This window comes from uncultured Marinobacter sp. (genome assembly GCF_947488835.1).
In the GTDB taxonomy this organism is placed as follows: Bacteria; Pseudomonadota; Gammaproteobacteria; order Pseudomonadales; family Oleiphilaceae; genus Marinobacter.
The window spans coordinates 426,788-448,868 of the sequence record NZ_CANLBK010000001.1; the positions used below are offsets into that span (position 1 = coordinate 426,788).

The window sequence follows — 22,081 nt, forward strand, 5'->3', positions numbered from 1 at the left end:
TCCTTATGGAGCCGTAATGAAACACAGCACGATTGTTCTTCTCACTGCCGCACTCTCTACGGGGGTGCTCCCAGTTGCTTATGCGGAAGAGCTCACGCCGGGTTACAATCACAAAATTCCTGCGAAAATAATGACTCCCGACGAGGTGGAAACACCCATCGGAACACTGAATTTTTTCGATGGCATGCCTGATGAGGCAACCGTTGAGAAGGTATACGACAACCTTGATCTCATTCGCGGAACTGAAACGTTTTTGAACGGCATTCCCGCTACATCGATGGAAGGCATGCGTTTAGGTTTTGTTAGCATGGGCGTCGACGCGTCGAATAAAGCCATCATTATGGATAACCTGCTTGATTCCAGTCCGCTGTTCCTTACCGGTAACACCGACACGGTTTATTGCATCGCTTTCCTCGATCTCAAGAAGGACGGGGCTACCGTTGTGGAAATTCCTGCTAATTCGGCGCCTGGCACTGTGGACGACGCCTACTTCCGCTTTGTGACAGACATGGGGATCCCCGGGCCTGATGCGGGTAAAGGCGGCAAGTACCTGATCTTGCCGCCTGACTATGACGGCGACCTCAACCCTCCGGAGGGTGGCATGAAGGCTGAGATTGATGGAGAAACGTACTTCGTCTCCAAATCTACCAGCTATATCAATCTGCTGTTCTTGCGTGGATTTCTGGTAGACGGAAAGCCCGATGTAGCAACCGCGATGTTTGAGAACGATCTTAAGATTTATTCACTGAAAGACGCTGACAATCCTCCAAAGATGGAGTTCATCAGTGGTTCGGGAAAAAGCTTCAATACCATTCACGCGAACGACTTCGATTTCTATGAAGAACTCCACACGGTGATCGAGCGCGAGCCCGTATCAATGCTCGAGCCCCAATTGCGCGGCCTGTTTGCTTCCATAGGTATTGAAAAAGGGAAACCATTCAATCCCGACGCCCGAATGACGAAAATACTGACACAAGCAGCTGCAATAGGTAATGCGACTGCTCGTGCAATCGTGTTTCGTCCTCGGCTCGAAGGGTTTGCCTATTATCCCGACAGTGGCTGGGGAACAGGTTTTGTTGGTGGCTCTTACAAATGGTTGAAAAATGACGGCATGGGCGGGCGCAATCTAGATGCCCGGGCACTATTTTTCTATCAAGCCACCGTTAATACGCCCGCAATGGTCATGGAAATGGTGGGTAAAGGATCGCAGTACGCGGTTACATCGGTGGACAAGAATGGCGATTACCTTAATGGCAACAATAACTATCAGCTGAACATTCCTGCCAATGTTCCTGCCGCTGATTTCTGGTCTGTCGTGGTTTATGACCCGCAGACTCGGTCCGAATTGCAAACCAGTCAACCGTTCCCTAGCAAGAACAACAAACGCGATGAACTGGCTGAGAACCCGGATGGATCGGTAACGCTCTATTTCGGACCAGATGCACCCGAAAAGAACAAGAGTAACTGGATTCAGACTATGCCAAACAAGGGCTGGTATCCAATTCTGAGGCTCTATGGACCCTTGGCTCCGTGGTTCGACAAAACCTGGCAGCCTGGCGAAATAGAGCTGACGGCTAAGTGATCTTGGCAATAGACTAATACCTGACTGCCGGCCACGCAGCGTTGCCATGGATATCAACAATTTACAAAGGAAGAGATATGAAGTTCACAGTAAGAGCTTTGGGTGCCGGTTTGTTGTGTTTGATGGTTACGGCGCCGGTAATGGCAGCCGTCTCCGCAGACAATGACAATGCTGTTTCCGAGCGCGAAATGCCAGCCGTGGCGATGGGAGAGGGCGTTAGGGCGACAGCCATTGTTGTGGCAGTTGATTGGGGCAACCGTGTGTTGGTGCTGCGCACTGAGGACGACGAACTCGTTCGCCTGAATGTGGGCGAGGAGGCCCGCAATCTGGAACAGATTCGTGCCGGAGACAGGGTTACAGTGACCTACAGCATTGGCGTTGCGTTGGCACTCAGCCCTGCTGATGCCGACTCAGACATGCGCGCGCGCGTTGATGCGGTGACGCTGGACCGTGCCGAACTTGGCGAAAAGCCGGGCGGAACGCTGCGTTCAACGATCCATGCCCGGGGTGTGGTTCGCGCTATCGATTCAGAGCTACGAACAGTTACCTTTGAGGGTGCTGAGCACACGGTCACATTGGCTGTTGGCGAGGAAGTTGATCTGGCGAAGATCCATGTTGGTGACCAAGTGGATGCCCTGTACCAAGAATCGCTTGCTATTAGCGTAGAGCATACGTTGTCGTCTGCCCGCGATTGACCAAACCCTTGGCGGTCCAAACCACCGCCAAGAACGACGATTATAATCTCACTATGTCGGCAATAGCCTTCCCGGCGACCGGAGAATAAATCATGCGTTCACCATTCAAAAAGCGTGTGCTGTTGCGGAAATCCTGCTCGTTGAGTGTTTTGGCGATACCACTGAGCATTGGTTGCTCGGCTGCCTATGCACAGGGGTCTGCTGATGAGCTTGCCAAGCAACTTGCAAACCCCATTGCCAGCCTTACCAGCGTGCCGATGCAGCTGAACTATGATGACAGTATTGGCGCTAAGGATGACGGCTACAAGTACACCCTTAATGTGCAGCCAGTAGTACCTGTTTCGATCAGTGAAGACTGGAATATGATCTCGCGCACGATCGTTCCACTCGTGTATCAAGATGAGGTTTTTCCCGGTGCGGGCGACCAATCTGGGCTTGGCGATGTAACGCAGAGCCTGTTTTTCTCACCAAAGGCGCTGACAGCAAGTGGATGGACATGGGGAGCTGGACCGGTTCTCCTTATTCCTACAGCAAGCGATGATTTACTTGGTGCAGAAAAATGGGGTGCCGGTCCCACTATCGTTGCATTGAAGCAAACGACTGGTGGTTGGACATACGGCGCGCTGGCTAATCACATTTGGTCCTTTGCGGGAGAAAGCGCCCGTGGGGACGTCAACGCCACATATTTGCAGCCGTTCCTTGCGAAAGGCCTTGGTGGCGGGCGAACTGTGAACGTTGCCCTGGAGTCGACCTATAACTGGGAGGCTGAGCAGTGGACAGTTCCGCTGAATGTTGCGTACAGCAAAGTAACGCAACTAGGCGAACAGCTCGTAAGCTTTCAGGGTGGTGCACGTTATTATCTGGATGCGCCAGATAATGGCCCCGTATGGGGATTGCGCTTCACGTTTACGCTGCTGTTTCCTAAAAAGTAGCGCGGCAGTGAGAAATTACGCGGGTAAGTCTTAAACGAATATTCACCAATACTGCGCATAATGTATATTCAACAGTCTGTTTCTTAAGGGGTTTTCAGGTCACACCCTGTGCGCAATATCGATCCCAAAAGTCGACAGTAGCTCTCTTTTATGGCGGTAGTAGGTTTCTCGGGACATCAGGAAGTAGGGGTTGTATCCCATGAGCCAAGTCACATAAGTTCCGCGCAATTTGACCGGCAAACGCAGGAATGTGAGTTGTTCATCTTTGGTCATGGAAAAGTTGGCGGGCATAGGTTCAATGTCGGTCGGTTCCCGCAACGGCGTTTAATCGCCGTCCAGAGAAGGCCTACAGTGGAATCAACCCGGCGTGCCGGGTTTGACATTCCCCCAGGTGAAGCATTCGCCTGGGCATACCAAGCAGGCTTTAAAAAAAAGAAATCCCGAATCATCGGCGTTGGCGCGCCTATCGGGATCGAGGTTTTCAGAATGGCTGCATTGGCAGTTTACACCGATTTCTAGGTGGCCTGACAAGCTGGCCAACCCCCCTTGCTCTAATAGGGGGGTTCGCTCCCAAACTCCGACCCAGCTCCCCAGTGAAATATGGCACCACTGGAGCCGCTGAAAATCCCTGAAAGCCATGCACCCCAAGGTGTACAGGCCAGTTCGCATTGCTGAAAGTTCGCAATCAGCCTGCGGCTTAACAAGGGGGGCACCCGCGTGCGGGGGGTTCCTTGTTGGCCTGAGAGCCTGTTTATTGTGTAAATCTGCATCCCTTACTGCGCATAATGTATATTATGTTAAATCATGTTTATAGTTGAACGATTTAACACGGCATAACGAAAAATGCCCGTGGGCCTTTTTCAAGCACACGGGCATTTTCAGGGCAACTGACTCAGAAATTGAACTGAACGCCCAAACCTATACCGTCAACGGTAACGTCGTTGTCATCATAGTAGCGCATGTATTCAAGATTACCCGACAGATTCTGGGCCATCTCGAAGTTTACGCCCGCACCGTAGGAGAAATCTGACTCATCGTCCGAAGCGTTACCAACCTCAAGTTCAACCCGAGTGAAGCCGAGAACTGCATACGGCGTAAACGGGCTTTGATTAACCATGTTGAAGGTCGCGTAGCCGCCAAAGAAGTTGTCGAGCGCTACATCCATTCCGGCAATGCTATCGTCGTCCACACCAAAACCGGCACGAGCTTCCAGGCCGATGTATTCATTCGCCATTACGCCAACTTTGCCCGACAGTGTTCCAACGTCTGCGTCTGCACCTTGCCCGTCAATGTTTACAAAGGTGTAGTTCAGTCCTGCGTACAGCGCGCCAACGCCAGACTTGTACATGTCTGCGGCCGATGCAGTGCCTGCCATAGCAATACCCGCGGTAGCAATAGACGCGATCAGCAAGTTTTTTCTAATAGTCATCAGCACTTCTCCTCAAAATAAACAGAGTTGGTTTACCTCTTCTTATAATTTGGCTCATCAAATGCGCGATAGCCATAGATGAAACCTAAATTTACGGCGTTTTAATTTTCCGGTAACTCTGGCCTGAGCCCTGTCTTTCCTTGCGAAAGCTCGTTAGATAAGACTATTCCGGCAATGGAATAAACTCTTCGTCATCACCGACCACTTTTGGGAAAGCTTGGGCTTTCCACTCAGCCTTGGCTTGTTCGATGCGGTCGCGGCGGCTAGAGACAAAGTTCCACTCCATGTAACGCTTACCCAAGTGTTCACCACCAACGATTGCAATTCGGGCGTCGTGTGTTGCCGTTAGTTCAAGCCCAGGCTTGTCGGATAACACGGCCATTGCGAACTCGGGTATTGTTGTATCTCCCGCACGCAGTTCGCCGGCTGCCACGTAAACTGCACGCTCGTCTGCTTCTGGCACGCTGATGCTTTGCCCGGCCTTCAGGTGGGCTTCAACGTAAAGCGTGTCGGCAAACACCTTCACCGGTGACGTTTCACCATAAGCACTGCCCATAATCACGCGAATCGGAACGCTGTTCACTTCAACGCGGGGAATGTCGGCGTCCGGATAATGATAAAAGGCCGGGTCAATCTCTTCATCTTCTTCCGGCAACGCCAACCAAAGCTGGAGCCCGTGTAAGCGATGTGCGGTTTCAGTCACTTCTGGCCGTTCACGCTCGGAATGTGTAATGCCCTTGCCTGCAACCATGAGGTTTACATCCCCTGGGCGAATGGGCTGGAGACTTCCCAGAGAATCCCGGTGCAGTATTTCACCTTCAAAAAGATATGTGACCGTGGCGAGATTGATGTGCGGGTGCGGGCGCACATTGATGCCCTCTCCTGCGGGAAATTCCGCCGGTCCCATGTGATCAAAGAAAATCCACGGGCCAACCATTCGGCGTTGCATGGTTGGCAACACGCGTCTAACCGAAAAGCCGCCCAGATCCCTGTCGCGAGGCTCGATTAGCAAATCAACTTCTTTACATCCCGCAGGTTCAGAGCAGTCCTGCTCATACGCCTCATCCGGGTGCTTCGCATCTGTGCTCATCTGTACGCTCCTGTAAGACAGAAAACGAGTTCAGGGTGTGGGTTCATTGCACACCCAGCTAAGTAGGGTTTTGATTGGTATATCACATAGAATCACTCTATCTAAGCTTACCTTCATTTTCCGCTATATCCAGCTGAGGAGCCTACATGGATTCGTTTACACTCGCACTTGCCGAGAAGTTGCCAAAGGCCGAGCTTCATATGCATCTTGAAGGCAGTCTTGAGCCAGAACTCATGTTCTTGCTGGCACGCCGCAATAACGTATCTCTTCCTTACGAAAACGAAGAGGCTCTGCGCCAAGCCTACCAGTTCAATAACCTTCAGGAATTTCTCGATATATATTACAGCGGCATGTCCGTGCTTCTAACCGAGCAGGATTTTTATGATCTTACCTGGGCTTATCTTGAGCGCAGCCATCATGACAACGTGATTCATACAGAAGTATTTTTCGACCCCCAAGCTCATCTGGCACGGGGCGTCGCGTTTGAATCACAAATTAATGGAATTTATCGGGCACTTACTGACGCCCAGGAAAAACTGGGCATGAGTTTTCGCTTGATCATGTCGTTTTTGCGCCATTTGTCCGAAGAAAGCGCCTTCGAAACACTGGAGCTTGCCCTTCCCCACCTTGATCGCATTGATGGGGTCGGGCTGGACTCCTCCGAGTTGGGACACCCGCCTGAGAAGTTTGTACGTGTGTTCAAAAAGTGCCACGAACTCGGCCTTTTGGTAACCGCCCATGCGGGAGAAGAAGGCCCACCAGAGTATGTTTGGCAGGCGATTAATCAGCTAAACGTTCACCGTATTGATCATGGTAATCGCGCTTTGGAAGATGCGGATCTGACCACACTACTTGTGGAAAAAGAGCTGACGCTAACCGTATGCCCTCTTTCCAATAAGCGATTGCGGGTTGTGGATGATATGAAAAAGCATCCGTTACCGGAGATGATGGCCAAAGGTTTGAAAGTAACCTTAAACTCCGATGATCCTGCCTACTTTGGTGGCTACATGAACGCCAATTTCCATGCAATCATCAAGAGCCTCGGCCTATCGCCCGCGCAGGTGGTGCAATTGGTGAAAAACAGCTTCACCGGTAGCTGGCTAAACGATGACGAGAAAGCACAAGCACTTGCGCAGGTTGAATCTGTATGGGCGTCACACGATCCCTAATCGCTTGTTCACTGCATCGCGAATCTCTCGGTAACGCTCAGGATGATCGATTAACGCATCCAGATTGTCCTCTGGAAATATCTGCTTTTTCTTGGCCTTCACGTCTTCGTTTGAAAAAACAGACGGCAACATCCTTTCCAGGCAGCGCAAAATCACCTCTGGTGAAACAGAGGCGCCAGGAGATGCTCCTAATAAGGTGCCGTAGGTCTTATCCTTGGATACCAGAATCTCAGTGCCCATCTGTAAGTCGCGGTCTTTGATGATTTGCACTCGTTGGCCAGCTTCAATGGGTTTCCAGTCAAACCTTTTGCTCAATCCGGGGGCAAAGTTTTCAAGCTCTTCAAATAAGCTTTTCTCACCTTTGAAGGTTTCAGAAATCAGGTATCTCATCAAGTGAGAATGGCGCAAGGCGACGTTAAGCAAGCTGGGGATATCGTGCAGCCTGATTGATGTAAGGTAATCGAAAAATCCACGGCCCTTTTCCAGCACGGGTTTGAACGAAGCGAACGGCCCAAATAGCAAATAGTACTTGCCATCTACTGCCCGCAAATCCAGGTGCGGAACAGACATGGGCGGGGCGCCAACCTTAGCTCGACCGTAGGTCTTGGCTTTGTAGTTCTGAGCCTGCTCTTCCGTGATTTGGGCCTGCAAAAACCTCCCGCCTACAGGGAAGCCTGCGTATCGACTCCGGGATGGCAGGTGGCTTCTTTTGAGCAGGGGGAAGGCACCACCACCCGCGCCGACGAAGAGGGCGTCGGCGCGATATTGAAGGGTTTGCCCGTTACTGTTGGCGTTTATCACCCAGCGCCCAGTGGGACTACGATGTGCACGTGTAACGTGAGTTCCGTATTCGATCTTAACGCCTAAACTCTCCACTGCATAAGCGGCCATTTGTTCTGTTAGAGACCCAAAGTTTACGTCGGTACCTGTATCAATAACGGTGGCAGCCATTTTTTCATGGCGAGGGCGTCCATCCATCGTCAGGGGAATCCAGCTTTTAATCTCGTCGAAGTCGTCTGAGTAGCGCATGTGATCAAAAAAGTGGTGCGCGGACATCTCTTCGAATCGCAGTTTAAGCTCGTCAATGGCGGATTCGGAAACAAGGGTGCAATGCTTGGTCTGATTGATAAAGGTTGACGGCTGTTTGATTGCACCTTTTCCCACCAGATAAGCCCAGAACTGTTTGGCCACATTGAATTGGGCGTGGATTTTAAGGGCTTTTTCAACAGAAAGGACTTCGCCGTCGACCGGTGTATAGTTAAGTTCGCAGTTTGCTTCGTGCCCGGTACCCGCGTTGTTAAAAGCCCACGAGTTGCCCCCGCCTGCGCGATTCAGTCGTTCCAGAATGGTTATGTCCAGATCGGGAGCCAGCTCCTTTGCCAAGGTCGCAAAGGTGGTGCCCATAATGCCTGCGCCGATGATAATTATGTTCATAATGTCCACCCGCCAATTCCAATGTTTCTGAGATTAGTCGGTTGAGCCTGCGTCAGTAATAACCGTCAAATCTCCCTCTTCCCTTGAATCATAGTGAAAGACACACCAGCGTGATGCAAATTCTGCAAACAGCTAAGGTTCAGCAGCAATGCCCGGAAGAGGCTTCATAGCCAAACTATTCCGGAGTTTCGTTTCTAAATGCAACTATCAGGTCTATATTGATACTCAGAGCACACTTATAAATCGCTCAGCTTCTCGGTGCGTTTCAGCGCGTGCGCCTTGTCTGGGTTTATCAGCAAGGAGAACAGTAATGTCGATAGCATCAGAAAAGCAGTTACCCACAGAGGTACAGGCTTGGCTCGATCCAGAAATGGATTCGGTCAAAGGAACAGAGACACCCAAGGATCCCAGCAAGGGCTACATCGCCCTACTCGGCTGGAGTGTCAATGCCATCAAGGCAGCGCAAAAGTTTAATCGCCGCTATATCGTGGTCGCTCCGGAGTGGGCTGCAGATTTTTGTACCGCAAACAAGATACCTTTCATTCCCTGGGATTTTCTCCGCTTAAATGACCGGTCTTATGAAATAGCACAAAGGCTGAAGGCCGAAGGCGTGGATGTTGCCATACCTCTTTTTGAAGAAACCGTTGAGTGGTCCGGTGCTATCAACTCAGTGCTCCTCGACAGCCCACGCATGTTTGGGCAGTCTATTCTATTCCGGGACAAATCATTGATGAAACGTCGGGCGCAGCTTGGCGGAATTCGTGTCGGTATCTTCGAAGAAGCCCACGAGAAAGACGACGTTGTCCGCTTTATGAAAAGAGTCAACCAGACACTGCTCAAGTTAGATGGAGATCCTGACGACCCGATTCACGTTAAGGCGTTCGACAAGGCAGGCTGCCTTGGGCACCGAATGATTCGCAAGGTTGAGGAAATAGACTCCATACCCGCTGAAGAATATCCCCTGCTGATGGAAAGCCACCTGGATGGCTGGGAATTCGCCGTTGAAGCTTGGATCCACGATGGGAAAATCAAGTTCCTGAATATTTCTGAATACGTAACGCTGGGATACTCCGTGTTCGTGCCTGCTACCGAAGAGCTCGAGAGCTGGCGCAACGCAATCACCAAGCAAATCGAGCTACTGATCAAGACCTTTGAGATAAAGTTTGGATTGATTCACCCCGAATACTTTGTGACCGCAGACGGCGAAATGTATTTTGGTGAAGTCGCCTATCGCCCGCCCGGGTTTAAGGCATTCGAACTTATTGAGAGAGCCTACGGGTTCAGTGCGTATCAAGCCTCAATGTTGGTGTTCGATCCTAAAAGCACCAAGGAAGAGGTTGATGCCTTCTTCCCTCGCGAAGTCGTTGATGCGAAGGGTTACGCGGGCTGCTTCGGTGTGTACCCAAGGCGGCGGGTGGTCAGCAAACTGGAAATGCCGAAAGAAACTACGGAACACCCCTACTTCGAGTCCCATGAGTTGTTGGAACCAACTGAAGAAATGGTACCGGACAGGGCAGCTTTCGGAACTCACTGGGGCTTGGTCTTCTTTTATGGCGACGACCCCATAAAAATGCGGGACTTGTTGAAAGCCCAGGAAGATCTGGATTTTTACGTTTAGGTGTTTGGCCGGCCAGTTGTCAGCTGGCCGTGCCTGGCTTAACGAGTTTCGCCTGCTGCTTGTCCACAAGCTCTTCCATGGACATGTACTCGCATTCCTTGCTGGCTATAAAGCTGTCTGCAGAATCGATCAGTATGTTGTCGTCTTTCATGAAGCGGCGACCGAGCAGCACCGGATAGGAGAAGTTTCCGCGATCAGTCAAAGAAAACTGGGTTTTGTGGCTGGTACCGGCAATGCAGAAATCCATCATCACAACGTAGCGTCTCTGAGATGGAGCACCTTTTCGTTTGATTAGCACCGTGCGCTCTACGGGCCGCTCCAGCTCAAGAATCACTTCTTCGTGCTCAATAGTGCTGTCATCCGACGTAGGATGGTCTTTATGGTCGGCCAGCGGAATTTGGAATTTCACCCATTTCTGATCGTCTTGCTTGAACTCTTCTACGTTCACCGCGTGCAGCGATGAGGTTTTGGCACCGGTATCCAGTCGGGCTTTAAGCCTGAGCCCCGTATCGTTCATCACAACCCACTCTACGAAACCGAGCGTTTCGGCAGCCGGTACGTCGCTATTGTCAGCTTTCTCGGCAAGGGTTGTGGCCGGAACTATGAGCGCGGTAGCAAGGGTCAAAGGGATCAGAAATTTCATTCAATTCCTCCTGCAAATGATTGTAAATCAGGGAAAAATGATAAGAACCGTTCTTCTAGCTCTGAGTGCAGCGGTCGTATTTCCTCAATAATTCCTGCAAATGAATTCTGAAAGCGAATGCGAGTGGCCACTCGGTCAAGGGCGTAGCCAATGTTATCGAGATCGCGATAGGACCCAAACCAGTCATGGGAAACAAGGTGTCGGGTTGTTGTGGCCATATCGGGTGTCATCAGGCTTTCGTTATTTTTCAGTTCTTCATAAACGGCGCTGATAAAGGCGTTTTGATCGGTATCAGTAAACTCGCTCCAGTGCCGTAAAAGAAAGTGGTCGTATAGGACGTCCAGAGCGATACCGGAAAACCTACGACGCCGCGCAGAAAAAAGCCGCTTGCTGGCGAGTACATCTGAGTGTCTATCGGTAAAGCTGTCTACGGCCAGATGGTGCCGAACTCCCAGCCTTACTGAATCCGGGAGCGCAGCAATGTCCAAACCACGGGTGAAATCACCAAGCATGCTGCCCACCCGCGCTTCAGGCGAGTCAGGGGCAAGAAATAGGTGCGCCAGGTGATTCAATGTCGTTTCCCCAATTCCGAAGCTGTCTGTTGATCAGACTGCAACAATCTACACGGCTTTTCCACACCAGGGACGGTAAAAAACCCTTTGCTGACGGCGTTTTAATACCGCGGCAATCATGCTGCAAACCGTGAGTTTCCTTGCGGTTGAACGTTCCCACAGGTATTCTGACGCCCTCTCTCGGTTCAGCTAGCTCGGGCATCCATTGAGAAACCTCTACCCTGTTATTTTTATTGTAAGTCTTATGTTTGTGCTGCTCAGCATATTCATGACGCTGCCTGTGTTTCTGATGTTGGGCTCGGATGCGCCGAATGCGGCGTCGTTTGTGGAATCTGCAGCCATCGTTTTCGGAATCGGGTTATTCGGCATTGCCTCTACTTACCGCAAGCCCAGAGACTTGAAACCGCGGTATATGTTCGTGCTTACCGTATCATCCTGGTTCATTATCGCCCTGCTCTCCGCTCTTCCTTTCTACCTTAGTGATGACGGCATTTCCGCTGCAGATGCTTTTTTTGAAGGGGCTTCAGGCATCACAACCACGGGCGCTACCGTATTCAGTGGCCTGGATACCATGGATAAAGATTTGCTTCTTTGGCGATCGATTCTGCAGTGGATCGGCGGCATAGGGATAATCGGCATGTTTGTAGCGGTGCTTCCGTTCCTGCGTGTTGGCGGCATGCGATTGTTTGCCACTGAATCTTCAGAGTGGACAGATAAAGCCCTCCCAAGAATGAAAACCCTGAGCCGTGGGCTTCTCATTGTTTATCTTGTCTTCTCAACCATCGCGGTCGTCACTTACTGGCTATCCGGTATGACGTTGTTCGATGCCTTTAACCATGGCTTAACCAGCATTGCGACTGGGGGATTCTCCACGTCGGATATGAGCATGGGCAAATTTAACGATTTGATTTTGGTGGAAGCCTCGTTTTTCATGATGATTGGCAGCCTGCCATTCTTCCTTTTTGTCAGAGAGATGCATGGGCAACGTGGCGTGTTGTTCAGAGATCAGCAGGTACGGCTGTTTCTAACCATACTGCTGGTTGTGCCTGCCCTTCTCACGCTTTACAGGTGGGCGGTATCCCCAGTGCCTTTTGACCCGGTTCATAACTACATAGCCACCTTGTTTAACGTGACTTCGGTAGTAACTACAACCGGGTATGCGTCTGAGGACTATTCAGCGTGGGGACCTCTGGCGTTCGTGTTGTTCTTCTTCCTGATGTTTATTGGTGGTTGTTCCGGCTCAACATCCGGCGGCATGAAAATTTTCCGTTTTCAACTCTCGCTCATTGTCCTTCGCGAGCAGCTAATCCGCTTGCTGCACCCGCGGGCTGTGCTCTCTCGTAACTACAATGGGCGGGCGGTCAGTGATGACATCATCGCGTCGATGATCGCTTATACATTTATCTTTCTGCTTTGCCTGTTGTTGATTACGGTTTCGCTGGCCGCTATGCAACTCGATTTCATAACCTCGTTGTCAGGCGCACTGACTGCGCTAACCAACGTAGGCCCGGGGTTGGGCGACATCATCGGCCCTGCGGGGAATTTTGGCCCCTTACCGGATGCTGCCAAGTGGGTTTTAGCAGTCGGGATGCTGATGGGGCGATTGGAAATTTTGAGCGTGGTAATTGTGCTTTCACCGGCATTCTGGCGCAGCTGAATACCTCCGCCAGAATGCCGCTGAGTTTTCTATTGCCTAGAGGGCGTGCTTGCGAATGAAGCGCCCGATTTCCTGAATTTCCTCAAGGCACACGCTGTGTTCCATAGGGAAAGTCATATACGCCGGCTCGTAGCCCATCTCCTTGAGCGCTTCTACGCTGCGTACACCAAGCGATTCCTGAACCATGGGATCAAAGGTTCCGTGATAAATATTGATTGGGATCCCTGCGTTCGCTTCGGAAGGCTTTACCGTTTTCGCCGTGGCGAAGTAGGTAGATAGTGCCAGAATGCCCGCCAGGCGTTTCGGGTATGTCAGGCCAAGCTCGTACGCAACCGCCCCACCCTGTGAAAATCCGGCAATAACGATGTTTTCCGCGGGAATTCCACGTTCAATTTCCCGGTCAACTAACTTGCCTACCGCACGGGCCGAGTCCATCAACTGATCGGTATCCACAACCCGGTCAATATCCATCGCCTTAATGTCGTACCAGGCTGGCATAGACATTCCGCCATTGATGGTAACCGGCAAATTGGGTGCGTGGGGGAAGATAAATCGTACCGCTGCATCGTCTGGCAAGCCCAACTCTGGCACAACAGGCTCAAAATCATGTCCGCTTGCGCCAAGGCCATGCAGCCAGATGACTGCGGCTGTAGGGTTGGGGCGGGTTTCCAGCTCAATATGTTGAAGATCCTGCACGCAGTACCTCTTTTATCTGAAAGGGGATTGTTGTCCGGATTAATCCGGTGCGTTTAACTTGGCGCTCGCATCCAGTGCGCTCTGAACCGGATTGGCATACATATCCAGTAGATAGGGCCGAATTGCGGGATCACAAGCTTCAAGCCTGTTTTCCATTTCTCCGCGGGCTGCCTGAATATCGGCCTCCGACCAGTTTCCTGCGGTTACGACTGACTCCCGAATCACATCCAGGCTGCTAGCTCCCTGGGAGCCCTGCCCGCGCATTTCGTAGGCGATCAGGTTGGATGCGTGCAAGTGATAATTCGCGTGAACCTCCGTGTCGATCACGCCGGCTAGCTCTTTTGCATTCTCCGGGGCACTGGTGATCGGGGCGCCAAAATGTACGTGAACATGGCCCTTGAACTGGGTTAGACCCTTCATGATCTGCTCAGTATCTTCGCCTTCTGCTTTTTTATAGTTGCCACTGCGGGCCTTCGTTTCCAGCTCCCGAGCCTTATCAGCGTCACAGGGATCGTATTCGTAGGATATGGACACAGGAACAATGCGGAGCTTGTTCATGGCTTCTGCAAAGCTCAGCCCGCTTTTTTTGCAGCTCATATAAAACATTTTTATGATAGCCGGATCGGTAAAATCACGACCGTCTTTGGCGCGCCCTTCCCGCTGGGCAATCCAGATGTTCTCGTTGTTCGCAACGCTGTGATTGATAAAGCCCGAGAGCGTAATATAGGCGTCACGCATTTCTCGAGGGCTGGTCATATCACGGCGGACGATGAAGCTTTTGTTAAGCCGCATCATCTCTGCAAACACTCGGTTTGCAAGCAGATTGTCGCCAATAGCGATGCGTGTGGTGCGCAGATCGTTATGAAACAACAAGTAGTTGACTACCATGGGATCAAAAACAATATCCCTGTGGTTGGAGATGAACAGGTAGGCGCCCTGCTTGCTCAAGTTCTCCAGGCCGCTGCTGGTGACACGGGCTGTTGTGCTCTCAATCAGCTCACCGATATAGCCGGAAAGCCCGGCCTGCAAATCATCTACCTTTGTAAAGTGGCCAAATCGGCTAGACAGCCAGCGCCGGGTAAAAAACCGCAAGGGTGCCGGGGCCCAGCGAGCAAGTAATGGCGACTTGAAGCGCGCGACCATATCCAGAAATTCCTGGTCGTTAACCAACCGTTGAATTGCCGGGCCGGTTTCGTCGTCCGAATAGGGACGGATGGCGTCAAATTCTTGCATGGCTGCCCTGTTATTGTGTGTGTCGATGATCTTGAGCTGTTAAACCTAGGCTTAAAGCGGCGGTATTGTATCGGTTTTCCCATGGGTTTGCTTCCCAAAAACACGTCTTGCCCGGCCATTCCTTGCGGTGAATCTGGTATCATCCTCCACCTGATTAAACCCCAGCCTCGCGAATAACCGGTTATTCTATGTATCCCGACCAGGACTTTGAACAGCTTTCTGCCGAGAGGCCCACAACATCTGGAAGAAGCCCCGAACAGGTTTTGCACGAAGTGTTCGGGTACGAATCGTTCCGCCCCCTGCAGGGGGATATCATCCACGAGGTTGTATCCGGTGGCGATGCCTTGGTGCTCATGCCCACTGGCGGGGGTAAATCTCTCTGCTATCAGGTTCCTGCGCTTGTTCGCTCCGGCACGGCCATTGTGATCTCGCCACTGATCGCCTTGATGCAAGATCAGGTTGCCGCGTTGCGTGAACTGGGTGTGAAAGCGGCCTTTCTAAATTCAACGATGGATTTCGAGCAGGCCCGCGCCACCGAGTACGCACTGAGCACCGGTGAACTTGATCTTCTTTATTGCGCGCCAGAGAGACTTATACAGCCACGCACGCTTCAACTATTGCACGATGCGTCTATTTCGCTATTCGCCATTGACGAGGCCCACTGCGTATCCCAGTGGGGGCATGACTTCCGTTCTGACTATCTGCAACTGGCGGTGCTCGCAAATGAGTTCCCGGCTATTCCCAGAATTGCGTTAACGGCAACGGCCGACGAGCGCACTCGCAAGGAGATCGCGGAACGCCTGTCCCTCACCGAGGGGCGACACTTCATTAGCGGTTTTGATCGCCCAAATATTCAATATCGTATAGCGCCGAAGGTTAACGCAAACAAACAGTTGCTGGACTTTATTAAAGCAGAGCATGAGGCTGACTGTGGCATAGTTTATTGCTTGTCTCGCAACAAAGTAGATGCCACCGCGAAGTTGCTTGCCCAGAAAGGTTACACCGCATTGCCCTATCATGCCGGGCTTCCGGCAAACGATCGGGCACGTAATCAGGAGCGCTTTCTCCGGGAAGATGGTGTGATTATCGTTGCCACCATCGCCTTCGGCATGGGTATTGATAAGCCGGATGTGCGCTTTGTTGCGCATCTGGATCTACCTAAAAGCCTGGAGGCCTATTATCAGGAAACTGGCCGTGCTGGTCGTGATGGTAAGCCTTCTACAGCCTGGATGGTGTATGGCCTTCAAGATGTAATAAAGCTTAGGCAAATGCTCGAAGCCTCCCAAGGTAATGATCATTTCAAGCGCATTGAGCGGCAGAAACTCGATGCCATGCTGGGGCTGTGTGAAGTTACCAAATGCCGCCGGCAAGTCCTGTTGAACTATTTTGGCGATGAGTTGGATACTCCGTGTGGTAATTGTGATACCTGCCTCAATCCGCCTGCAACCTGGGACGGCACAGTTGCTGTTCAAAAAGCGCTGTCTTGCGTGTTCCGCACCGGGCAACGTTTTGGCGTTACTCACCTGATTGATGTGTTACGGGGTTCCGAAAATGAACGCGTTCTCCAATTGGGGCATCATCAGGTTTCAACCTACGGCATTGGCGCGGAGTTTTCGGTTAGCGAATGGAAGTCGGTGTTCCGTCAATTGGTGGCGAACGGCCACTTGAGAACAGATCCCGATGGCTATGGCGCGCTGCAGCTCACTGAAGAATGCCGACCTTTGCTGAAAGGCGAGCACAAGGTTGAATTGCGCAAAGACCCGGTCGTTAAAAAGTCGTCAAGCCGCTCTTCCGGTGGAAGAACCGGCGGCCCGGTGAAAGACCAGGTTACCGATCACGTAGGCTGGGATGCGTTAAGGGCGTGCCGCAAGGAGCTTGCGGACAAACAGGGCGTACCGCCCTACGTTATTTTCCACGACACCACGCTGTTCGACATGCTCGAACGCAAACCCCAAACGCTGGATGAGCTTGCCGGTGTAAGCGGTGTGGGAGCTGCCAAACTGGAGAAATACGGCGAGATATTCCTCGCCGCCATTGCCAGTCTGGATCCAGCCTGAGGGAACACCTCAGGCTTTCTTCTAAGCGGTGGGCTTGAAACCCTTCTTACGAACCCGATACTGAGCGACGGATGTAGCAACGTGATTGCCTTCCATATCGCGCAGCTCCCCGGTTAGGCTGAACTTCGCCCGACCAGTCGCGTCTGCATCCGCAAGAATCCCCGCCACTTCTTCCGGCGATAGCTCAAACTCAACGGTCACATCGGAATTGGCGGGCAGCAGAAACTGCAGGGTCATTTCTTTCAGGATTGGCGTATAGGCAGGGCCAAGATCAAACAAAGTGAGCACACCACCCGGAATCTCCGCCACAAGAAAGTAAGCCCCGGCGTACAGGCTGCCAAAGTGGTTCTTGTTACCTTTAAGCTGAATGCGCGCTCGCACGTAGCCCGGACGAACCTCTTCAACACTGAATCGATTTCGGGGTGCGAACGGAATCGACATCCCTATGAGGCGGTTAACGGCGGCGTAGCCCCCGGTTTTCTTCAACCACTCGACGGGTTGCGCCAAGGTTGCCTTAGGATCAGTGGTGGAAATCCATTGACCAGTGGCCCCGATAATACTGTCTATAAACGCCATTATTCTGCTCCGAAAGTTTTATTGAAGCGGATCATTACAATGCCGAACACACATCGCAACACTCTTTTACATTTTTGTGGAGAGATTTGGCGGCTCTCCGGAGAATTCTGATCTAAAGTGTCATTACTCGGAACCATTGCTATAACGTCACAGCAGCCGGCTTTCGCTTGCTGGAATGGATTCGGAACATTTCACAAGGATTCGGATAGTGCCATATGCCCACGTCATTCTGACCTGTGGCCACGCAGGCCCAAGAGTGCTTGTTGCCACCAGGTTTTCTCTGAGGCTCTTTTGTGCGCTTATGTTGAGTGGCTTTGTTCAGGCAAACCCGGCGCAGCCCCCTGATCAGGAGTATGTTCTCTGGTATCGGAATTACGATAGCCCCGCTATCCATGCGCTGGTTACTCTGGCATTGGAAAAAACACCCGAGTATGGAGAGTTCCGCATCATCCGGAGCCAGGAGCTTAGCCAGGGACGCGCATTGCGCGAACTGGCCCGAGGCGTTAACCGTATGGTGGATATCGCCAATGTGGCGACATCGGCAGAGCGGGAGCAGTTTTTGACGCCTGTGCCCGTGCCTGTAGATGGAGGGTTGCTTGGTTTTCGCGTGTGCGTGGTGATGCCAGAAAGCCTGTCACTGTTTGAGGATATCCACTCCCTCGACGATCTTCGCGAAAGTGGTGTACGAATTGGTCAAGGTGATCACTGGCCAGACACACCAATTCTCAGAAACAACGAAATACCTGTGATCACCCACTCTCGTTATGAAATTCTATTTGGAATGTTGAGAAAACACCGTTTCGACTGCTTTGCCAGAGGTGTCAGTGAGGTGATTAACGACCTGCAAATGGAAAACGACCCAGAAATGACGGTAGAACCCAACCTTGTGCTGGCCTACCCCATGCCCTCGTACCTGTTTGTGGGTCCGGAAGACCAGGTAACAGCGCACCGTTTGCAACTGGGAATGGAGCGCGCTATCCGTGATGGCAGCTTTGGTGTGTTTCTTGATCAGTATTATGGTGAGGCAGTCGCCACCCTCAATCTGGACAAGCGCACGATCATCGTTCTGGATAACCCTTTCCTGAGCGAGGAATCAGGCAACATTGGCCGCGATACACTGAATAACCTGCGCTGGCGCATTGAGTTGCTTCGCAACTGAGCCTCAATCAAACCCGAAAGCGAGATACGTTGCCGTCGAGGGTGTGGCCAATCTTTTCGATATGCCCGCTATAAACATCGTTTTCACTTGCGGCTGCAGCGGCTTCCTGGCCTTGATCCGCAATACGGGTAATCGACGAATTCAGCTCTTCCGTTACCGATGTTTGCTCCTCAGAGGCAGTGGCAATCTGAGAGGTCATCTCGCTAATGGCGGTAATGGCGCCAGTAATACGGTTCAGGGAGTCCATGGCATCCTGAGCTTTTTCCATGCTCACGTTAGACACCGCGGTTGATGCTTTCATTACCTCTACCGCGTCATTGGCACCCGTCTGCAGACGCTCAATCATATTGTTGATTTCTTCAGTGCTTGTTTGAGTGCGCCTTGCAAGGTTTCTTACTTCATCGGCCACCACTGCAAAACCGCGGCCAGCATCCCCTGCCCGCGCCGCTTCAATGGCAGCGTTCAGTGCCAACAGGTTGGTCTGCTCAGCAATGCCTTGAATAACTTCCAGTACGGTTGTAATGGAGGCAACATCGCGCCCCAATGAGTCGATGACCTCGGCAGCCGCGCTTACTTCGTGGGATAGCTTCTGCACCGCATCCCGCGAGGCAGACATGGTTTCCAGCGATGCACGACTGTCGTCATCAGCAGTGTTGGATGCATCTGCGGTTTGCTGAGCATTTTGTGCAATTTCATGCGCCGCTGCGGACATCTCGTTTATCGCCGCCGCTACCATATCGATTTCGGCCTGCTGATTTTCAACGCTGCTGCGGCTAGTCTTGGCTGTATTTCTCAGGGCCGTTACGTTGGTGGCCAGTTCACCGCTTCCCTGTTGGACTTCACGAACAACCTGATGGATTTTACCGACAAACTGATTAAAGCTTGCAGCCAACTGCCCAAATTCATCACGGGCGCTGTCATCCAGGCGCTGGGTAAGATCAGCATCGTTTGATCCAATGTCTGCCATGGCAGCATTCAACCTGCGTACGGGTGCCATCAAGGTGCGAATTCCCAGATGAAGCACAACGAGCGACACCAAAAGCCCAACGATTGCGATAATCGCGCCGGTTACCATGGCGCTTCGCACAGGGGCGTTTATTTTATCCTGGTTAACGAAGGTACCCAGATACCAGTCAACACCACGGGCACTGCTGATTGAGTGAAAGCTGGCGCTCCAGGCAGAGCCTTCCTGCTCATAGCTGTGCACGTCTTTGTTCAGCTTTGGAGCCTCACCAAGCAGTAAGCTGATTTTTTTGCCAATCAGGCTTTTGTTCGGATGGTACAGAACTGTGCCGTCTTTACTGATCAGAGCTGCATAGCCGGTGCCTGCCAGGTTAATCACTGACAACATTTGCTCAATGGCATTGAGTGTAATATCCGCGCCGGCAACGCCTTGATACGGCCCACGCTTCACAGGCGCGAAGGTTGAGATAACAATCTCGCCGGTTCCAGCGTCGAGATAAGGCGTCGTAAAGGATGCACGCCCGAGGTCCATGGCCCTCTTGTACCAGGGGCGAGTGCGAGGATCATAGCCTTCAGGCAATGCATCGGTGTCAGCCTGGGTTTTCCTCAGCATGAAGCCATCGGCACGGCCAACGTACACATCCTTGAAATTGCCGCCGGTTGAAATCGCCTGTAACAACGTATGTGCCTGTGAATCGTCTGACACTGTTTCGAGGGCTTTAGCTGTTGATTCAGTCATTACAAGGCGGGTGTTGAGCCATTCAGCAATACTCGACGTATTCTGTTCCGCTGTGTTTTCGATTAAGGAATCCACATAGGTATGCGATGTATTCTGCAGACGGAGGTTTCCGGAAATGGTAAAGGCCGCCATCACCAATATCAGGAGAATGCTGAAGGTGACCTGTAGTTTTTGACCAAATGTAAGATGCACGGCGTACTCCTGAATATGTTTCATTGATTAACGGCGGTCTGTGCGAACTCTTTAATGCCTTCTGATAAACTTGTTTCGAACATTCATTTCACCGCCGTACAGGAGCCCCACTGAATGGCCCATGAAGAGCTGCACCTAAATCTCCGCAACCTGAAGCTTGATGATTATGAACAGCTCCAGGTACTCATGGATCGGGTTTACGACGACATTGGCGGGGCTTGGCCCAAAGACACCATAAAGGCACTGGTCGAACAGTTCCCCGACGGTCAGATTTGCATTGAAGATAACGGCCAGCTGGTGGCCGTGGCTCTGACAGTTTCGGTCAAGTATGAGCGTTTCAGTAACCCTCACACCTATGACGACTTGATTCTGAGCAATGAGCAAATCCGTCATAACCCGAAGGGCGACTCGCTTTATGGGCTGGATGTGTTTATTCATCCTGAATATCGCGGCTACCGGCTTGGTCGCCGGCTGTACGAAGCGCGCAAGGAACTTTGCCGCTCGATCAACCTGCGCGCCATTTTGGCTGGTGGGCGTATACCGGGCTATCACAAGTATTCAGAGCAGTACTCCCCTGCCGAATACATAGATCGCGTTGACCGCAAGGATATCTACGACCCGATTCTGAGCTTTCAGCTTTCCAATGATTTCCAGGTTACGCGTTTGATGCACAAGTATCTGCCTGAGGATGAGAAATCTCTGGGGTATGCGACTTTACTGGAATGGCGGAACATTCTTTATACCCCACCCTCCTCAGTATTGAACGAAAAGAAAACCCAGGTACGTATGGGCGCCGTTCAGTGGCAAATGCGTGAGTTCGGCTCAGTCGAGGAAGTGCTGGAGCAAGTTGAGTACTTTGTGGACGCCCTCTCTGATTACAAGAGTGACTTCGCGCTCTTCCCGGAGTTTTTCAACGCGCCCCTAATGGGCTTGACCGATCAGGTTGATCAAACCCGAGCCATACGGTTCCTCGCCGGCTTTACGCAGCAGTTCCGGGATCGTATGTCAGAGATGGCGGTGAGCTATAACATCAACATTATCACCGGCTCCATGCCTCTGCTGGAGAACGACCGGGTCTATAACGTGTCCTATCTTTGCCATCGTGATGGCCGGGTAGACGAACAGCGCAAAATCCACATTACCCCTCACGAACGCCGCGACTGGGTTGTTGAAGGCGGAAACAAGTTCGAAGTATTCGATACAGATTCAGGGCGGGTTGCGATCCTTATCTGTTATGACATTGAATTCCCCGAGCTTGGGCGAATTGCCGCCATGAAGGAAGTCGACATCATCTGCGTACCCTTCTGGACAGATACCAAAAACGGGTATTTGAGGGTTCGCCATTGCGCCCAGGCCAGGGCTATTGAAAACGAGTGCTATGTGGTCATCACGGGCAGCGTCGGGAACTTGCCGAAAGTGGAAAACCTGGATGTGCAGTACGCTCAGTCATCGGTATTTTCGCCGTCTGATTTCGCCTTCCCACACGATGCAGTGATGGCTGAAACAACACCCAATACCGAGATGATCATGTTCTCCGATATGGATCTGGAAAAGCTCACACTGGTACGCAATGAAGGGTCAGTTACCAACCTTAAAGACCGTAGAATTGATATGTATGAAATTATCACCCGATAGCTGTTGAAGA

The 22,081-nt window shown here is 51.7% G+C and carries 19 protein-coding genes; 9 read left to right on the forward strand and 10 right to left on the reverse strand.

Annotated features, from left to right (window positions below; genetic code table 11):
• The first annotated feature begins 16 nt into the window (after positions 1-16).
• The 3 genes from Q0824_RS01995 to Q0824_RS02005 all read left to right on the forward strand — a co-directional run bounded on the left by Q0824_RS01995 (position 17) and on the right by Q0824_RS02005 (position 3,209).
• On the forward strand, positions 17-1,582 hold the full coding sequence (locus Q0824_RS01995; RefSeq protein ID WP_298447096.1) for a DUF1254 domain-containing protein: 1,566 nt from the start codon (positions 17-19) through the stop codon (positions 1,580-1,582).
• A 77-nt stretch (positions 1,583-1,659) separates the two neighbouring features.
• Positions 1,660-2,277 carry a hypothetical protein gene (locus Q0824_RS02000; RefSeq protein WP_298447097.1) on the forward strand — a complete coding sequence of 206 codons (618 nt, stop codon included), beginning with the start codon at positions 1,660-1,662 and terminating at the stop codon, positions 2,275-2,277.
• 92 nt (positions 2,278-2,369) lie between these two features.
• A complete protein-coding gene (locus Q0824_RS02005; RefSeq protein ID WP_298447098.1) occupies positions 2,370-3,209 on the forward strand; it encodes a transporter in 840 nt (279 codons plus the stop codon).
• 99 nt (positions 3,210-3,308) lie between these two features.
• Here Q0824_RS02005 and Q0824_RS02010 read toward each other — a convergent pair whose 3' ends face one another.
• The 3 genes from Q0824_RS02010 to Q0824_RS02020 form a co-directional block, all read right to left on the reverse strand.
• A complete protein-coding gene (locus Q0824_RS02010) occupies positions 3,309-3,500 on the reverse strand; it encodes a phage/plasmid replication protein (protein ID WP_298447099.1) in 192 nt (63 codons plus the stop codon).
• Between the two features lie 601 nt (positions 3,501-4,101).
• Positions 4,102-4,638 (reverse strand): porin family protein, encoded by a 537-nt coding sequence (locus Q0824_RS02015; protein WP_298447100.1) that lies wholly within the window; start codon positions 4,636-4,638, stop codon positions 4,102-4,104.
• Positions 4,639-4,801: 163 nt separating this feature from the next.
• Positions 4,802-5,728 (reverse strand): pirin family protein, encoded by a 927-nt coding sequence (locus Q0824_RS02020; RefSeq protein ID WP_298447101.1) that lies wholly within the window; start codon positions 5,726-5,728, stop codon positions 4,802-4,804.
• Between the two features lie 146 nt (positions 5,729-5,874).
• Between Q0824_RS02020 and Q0824_RS02025 the strand changes: the two genes are divergently transcribed.
• The gene (locus tag Q0824_RS02025) at positions 5,875-6,897 is read left to right on the forward strand and encodes an adenosine deaminase (protein WP_298447102.1); all 1,023 of its coding nucleotides are present in this window, start codon (positions 5,875-5,877) and stop codon (positions 6,895-6,897) included.
• Here the strand turns inward: Q0824_RS02025 and Q0824_RS02030 are convergent.
• Complete coding sequence (locus Q0824_RS02030; RefSeq protein ID WP_298447103.1) at positions 6,883-8,331, reverse strand: malate:quinone oxidoreductase; 1,449 nt, start codon at positions 8,329-8,331, stop codon at positions 6,883-6,885. The two genes, Q0824_RS02025 and Q0824_RS02030, sit on opposite strands and share 15 nt — an antisense overlap.
• A gap of 310 nt (positions 8,332-8,641) precedes the next feature.
• Here Q0824_RS02030 and Q0824_RS02035 point away from each other — a divergent pair, with 310 nt between their 5' ends.
• On the forward strand, positions 8,642-9,949 hold the full coding sequence (locus Q0824_RS02035) for a carboxylate--amine ligase (protein ID WP_298447104.1): 1,308 nt from the start codon (positions 8,642-8,644) through the stop codon (positions 9,947-9,949).
• Positions 9,950-9,968: 19 nt separating this feature from the next.
• On the opposite strand, the gene Q0824_RS02040 is transcribed toward Q0824_RS02035, so the two are convergent.
• Entirely contained in the window at positions 9,969-10,592 is a 624-nt protein-coding gene (locus tag Q0824_RS02040; protein WP_298447105.1) for an ATP-dependent zinc protease, read from the reverse strand.
• Complete coding sequence (locus tag Q0824_RS02045) at positions 10,589-11,164, reverse strand: ACP phosphodiesterase (protein ID WP_298447106.1); 576 nt, start codon at positions 11,162-11,164, stop codon at positions 10,589-10,591. Before Q0824_RS02045 ends, Q0824_RS02040 begins: the two co-directional genes overlap by 4 nt.
• 244 nt (positions 11,165-11,408) lie before the next feature.
• Between Q0824_RS02045 and Q0824_RS02050 the strand changes: the two genes are divergently transcribed.
• Positions 11,409-12,821, forward strand: a complete 1,413-nt coding sequence (locus Q0824_RS02050; RefSeq protein WP_298447107.1) for a TrkH family potassium uptake protein — start codon at positions 11,409-11,411, stop codon at positions 12,819-12,821.
• A gap of 36 nt (positions 12,822-12,857) precedes the next feature.
• On the opposite strand, the gene Q0824_RS02055 is transcribed toward Q0824_RS02050, so the two are convergent.
• Complete coding sequence (locus tag Q0824_RS02055) at positions 12,858-13,517, reverse strand: alpha/beta fold hydrolase (protein WP_298447108.1); 660 nt, start codon at positions 13,515-13,517, stop codon at positions 12,858-12,860.
• A 39-nt stretch (positions 13,518-13,556) separates the two neighbouring features.
• The gene (locus tag Q0824_RS02060; protein ID WP_298447109.1) at positions 13,557-14,750 is read right to left on the reverse strand and encodes a 1-acyl-sn-glycerol-3-phosphate acyltransferase; all 1,194 of its coding nucleotides are present in this window, start codon (positions 14,748-14,750) and stop codon (positions 13,557-13,559) included.
• A gap of 188 nt (positions 14,751-14,938) precedes the next feature.
• On the opposite strand from Q0824_RS02060, the gene recQ reads away from it, so the two are divergent.
• Positions 14,939-16,807, forward strand: coding sequence for a DNA helicase RecQ (gene recQ / locus Q0824_RS02065; RefSeq protein ID WP_298447110.1), 1,869 nt, complete (start codon positions 14,939-14,941; stop codon positions 16,805-16,807).
• A 21-nt stretch (positions 16,808-16,828) separates the two neighbouring features.
• On the opposite strand, the gene Q0824_RS02070 is transcribed toward recQ, so the two are convergent.
• On the reverse strand, positions 16,829-17,383 hold the full coding sequence (locus tag Q0824_RS02070; RefSeq protein ID WP_298447111.1) for a DUF4442 domain-containing protein: 555 nt from the start codon (positions 17,381-17,383) through the stop codon (positions 16,829-16,831).
• A gap of 208 nt (positions 17,384-17,591) precedes the next feature.
• Between Q0824_RS02070 and Q0824_RS02075 the strand changes: the two genes are divergently transcribed.
• The gene (locus Q0824_RS02075; protein ID WP_366521617.1) at positions 17,592-18,542 is read left to right on the forward strand and encodes a hypothetical protein; all 951 of its coding nucleotides are present in this window, start codon (positions 17,592-17,594) and stop codon (positions 18,540-18,542) included.
• A gap of 7 nt (positions 18,543-18,549) precedes the next feature.
• Here the strand turns inward: Q0824_RS02075 and Q0824_RS02080 are convergent, their stop codons facing one another.
• The gene (locus Q0824_RS02080) at positions 18,550-20,436 is read right to left on the reverse strand and encodes a methyl-accepting chemotaxis protein (protein ID WP_298447112.1); all 1,887 of its coding nucleotides are present in this window, start codon (positions 20,434-20,436) and stop codon (positions 18,550-18,552) included.
• A 114-nt stretch (positions 20,437-20,550) separates the two neighbouring features.
• Between Q0824_RS02080 and Q0824_RS02085 the strand changes: the two genes are divergently transcribed.
• Positions 20,551-22,071, forward strand: a complete 1,521-nt coding sequence (locus Q0824_RS02085) for a bifunctional GNAT family N-acetyltransferase/carbon-nitrogen hydrolase family protein (RefSeq protein WP_298447113.1) — start codon at positions 20,551-20,553, stop codon at positions 22,069-22,071.
• The last annotated feature ends 10 nt before the right edge of the window (positions 22,072-22,081 follow it).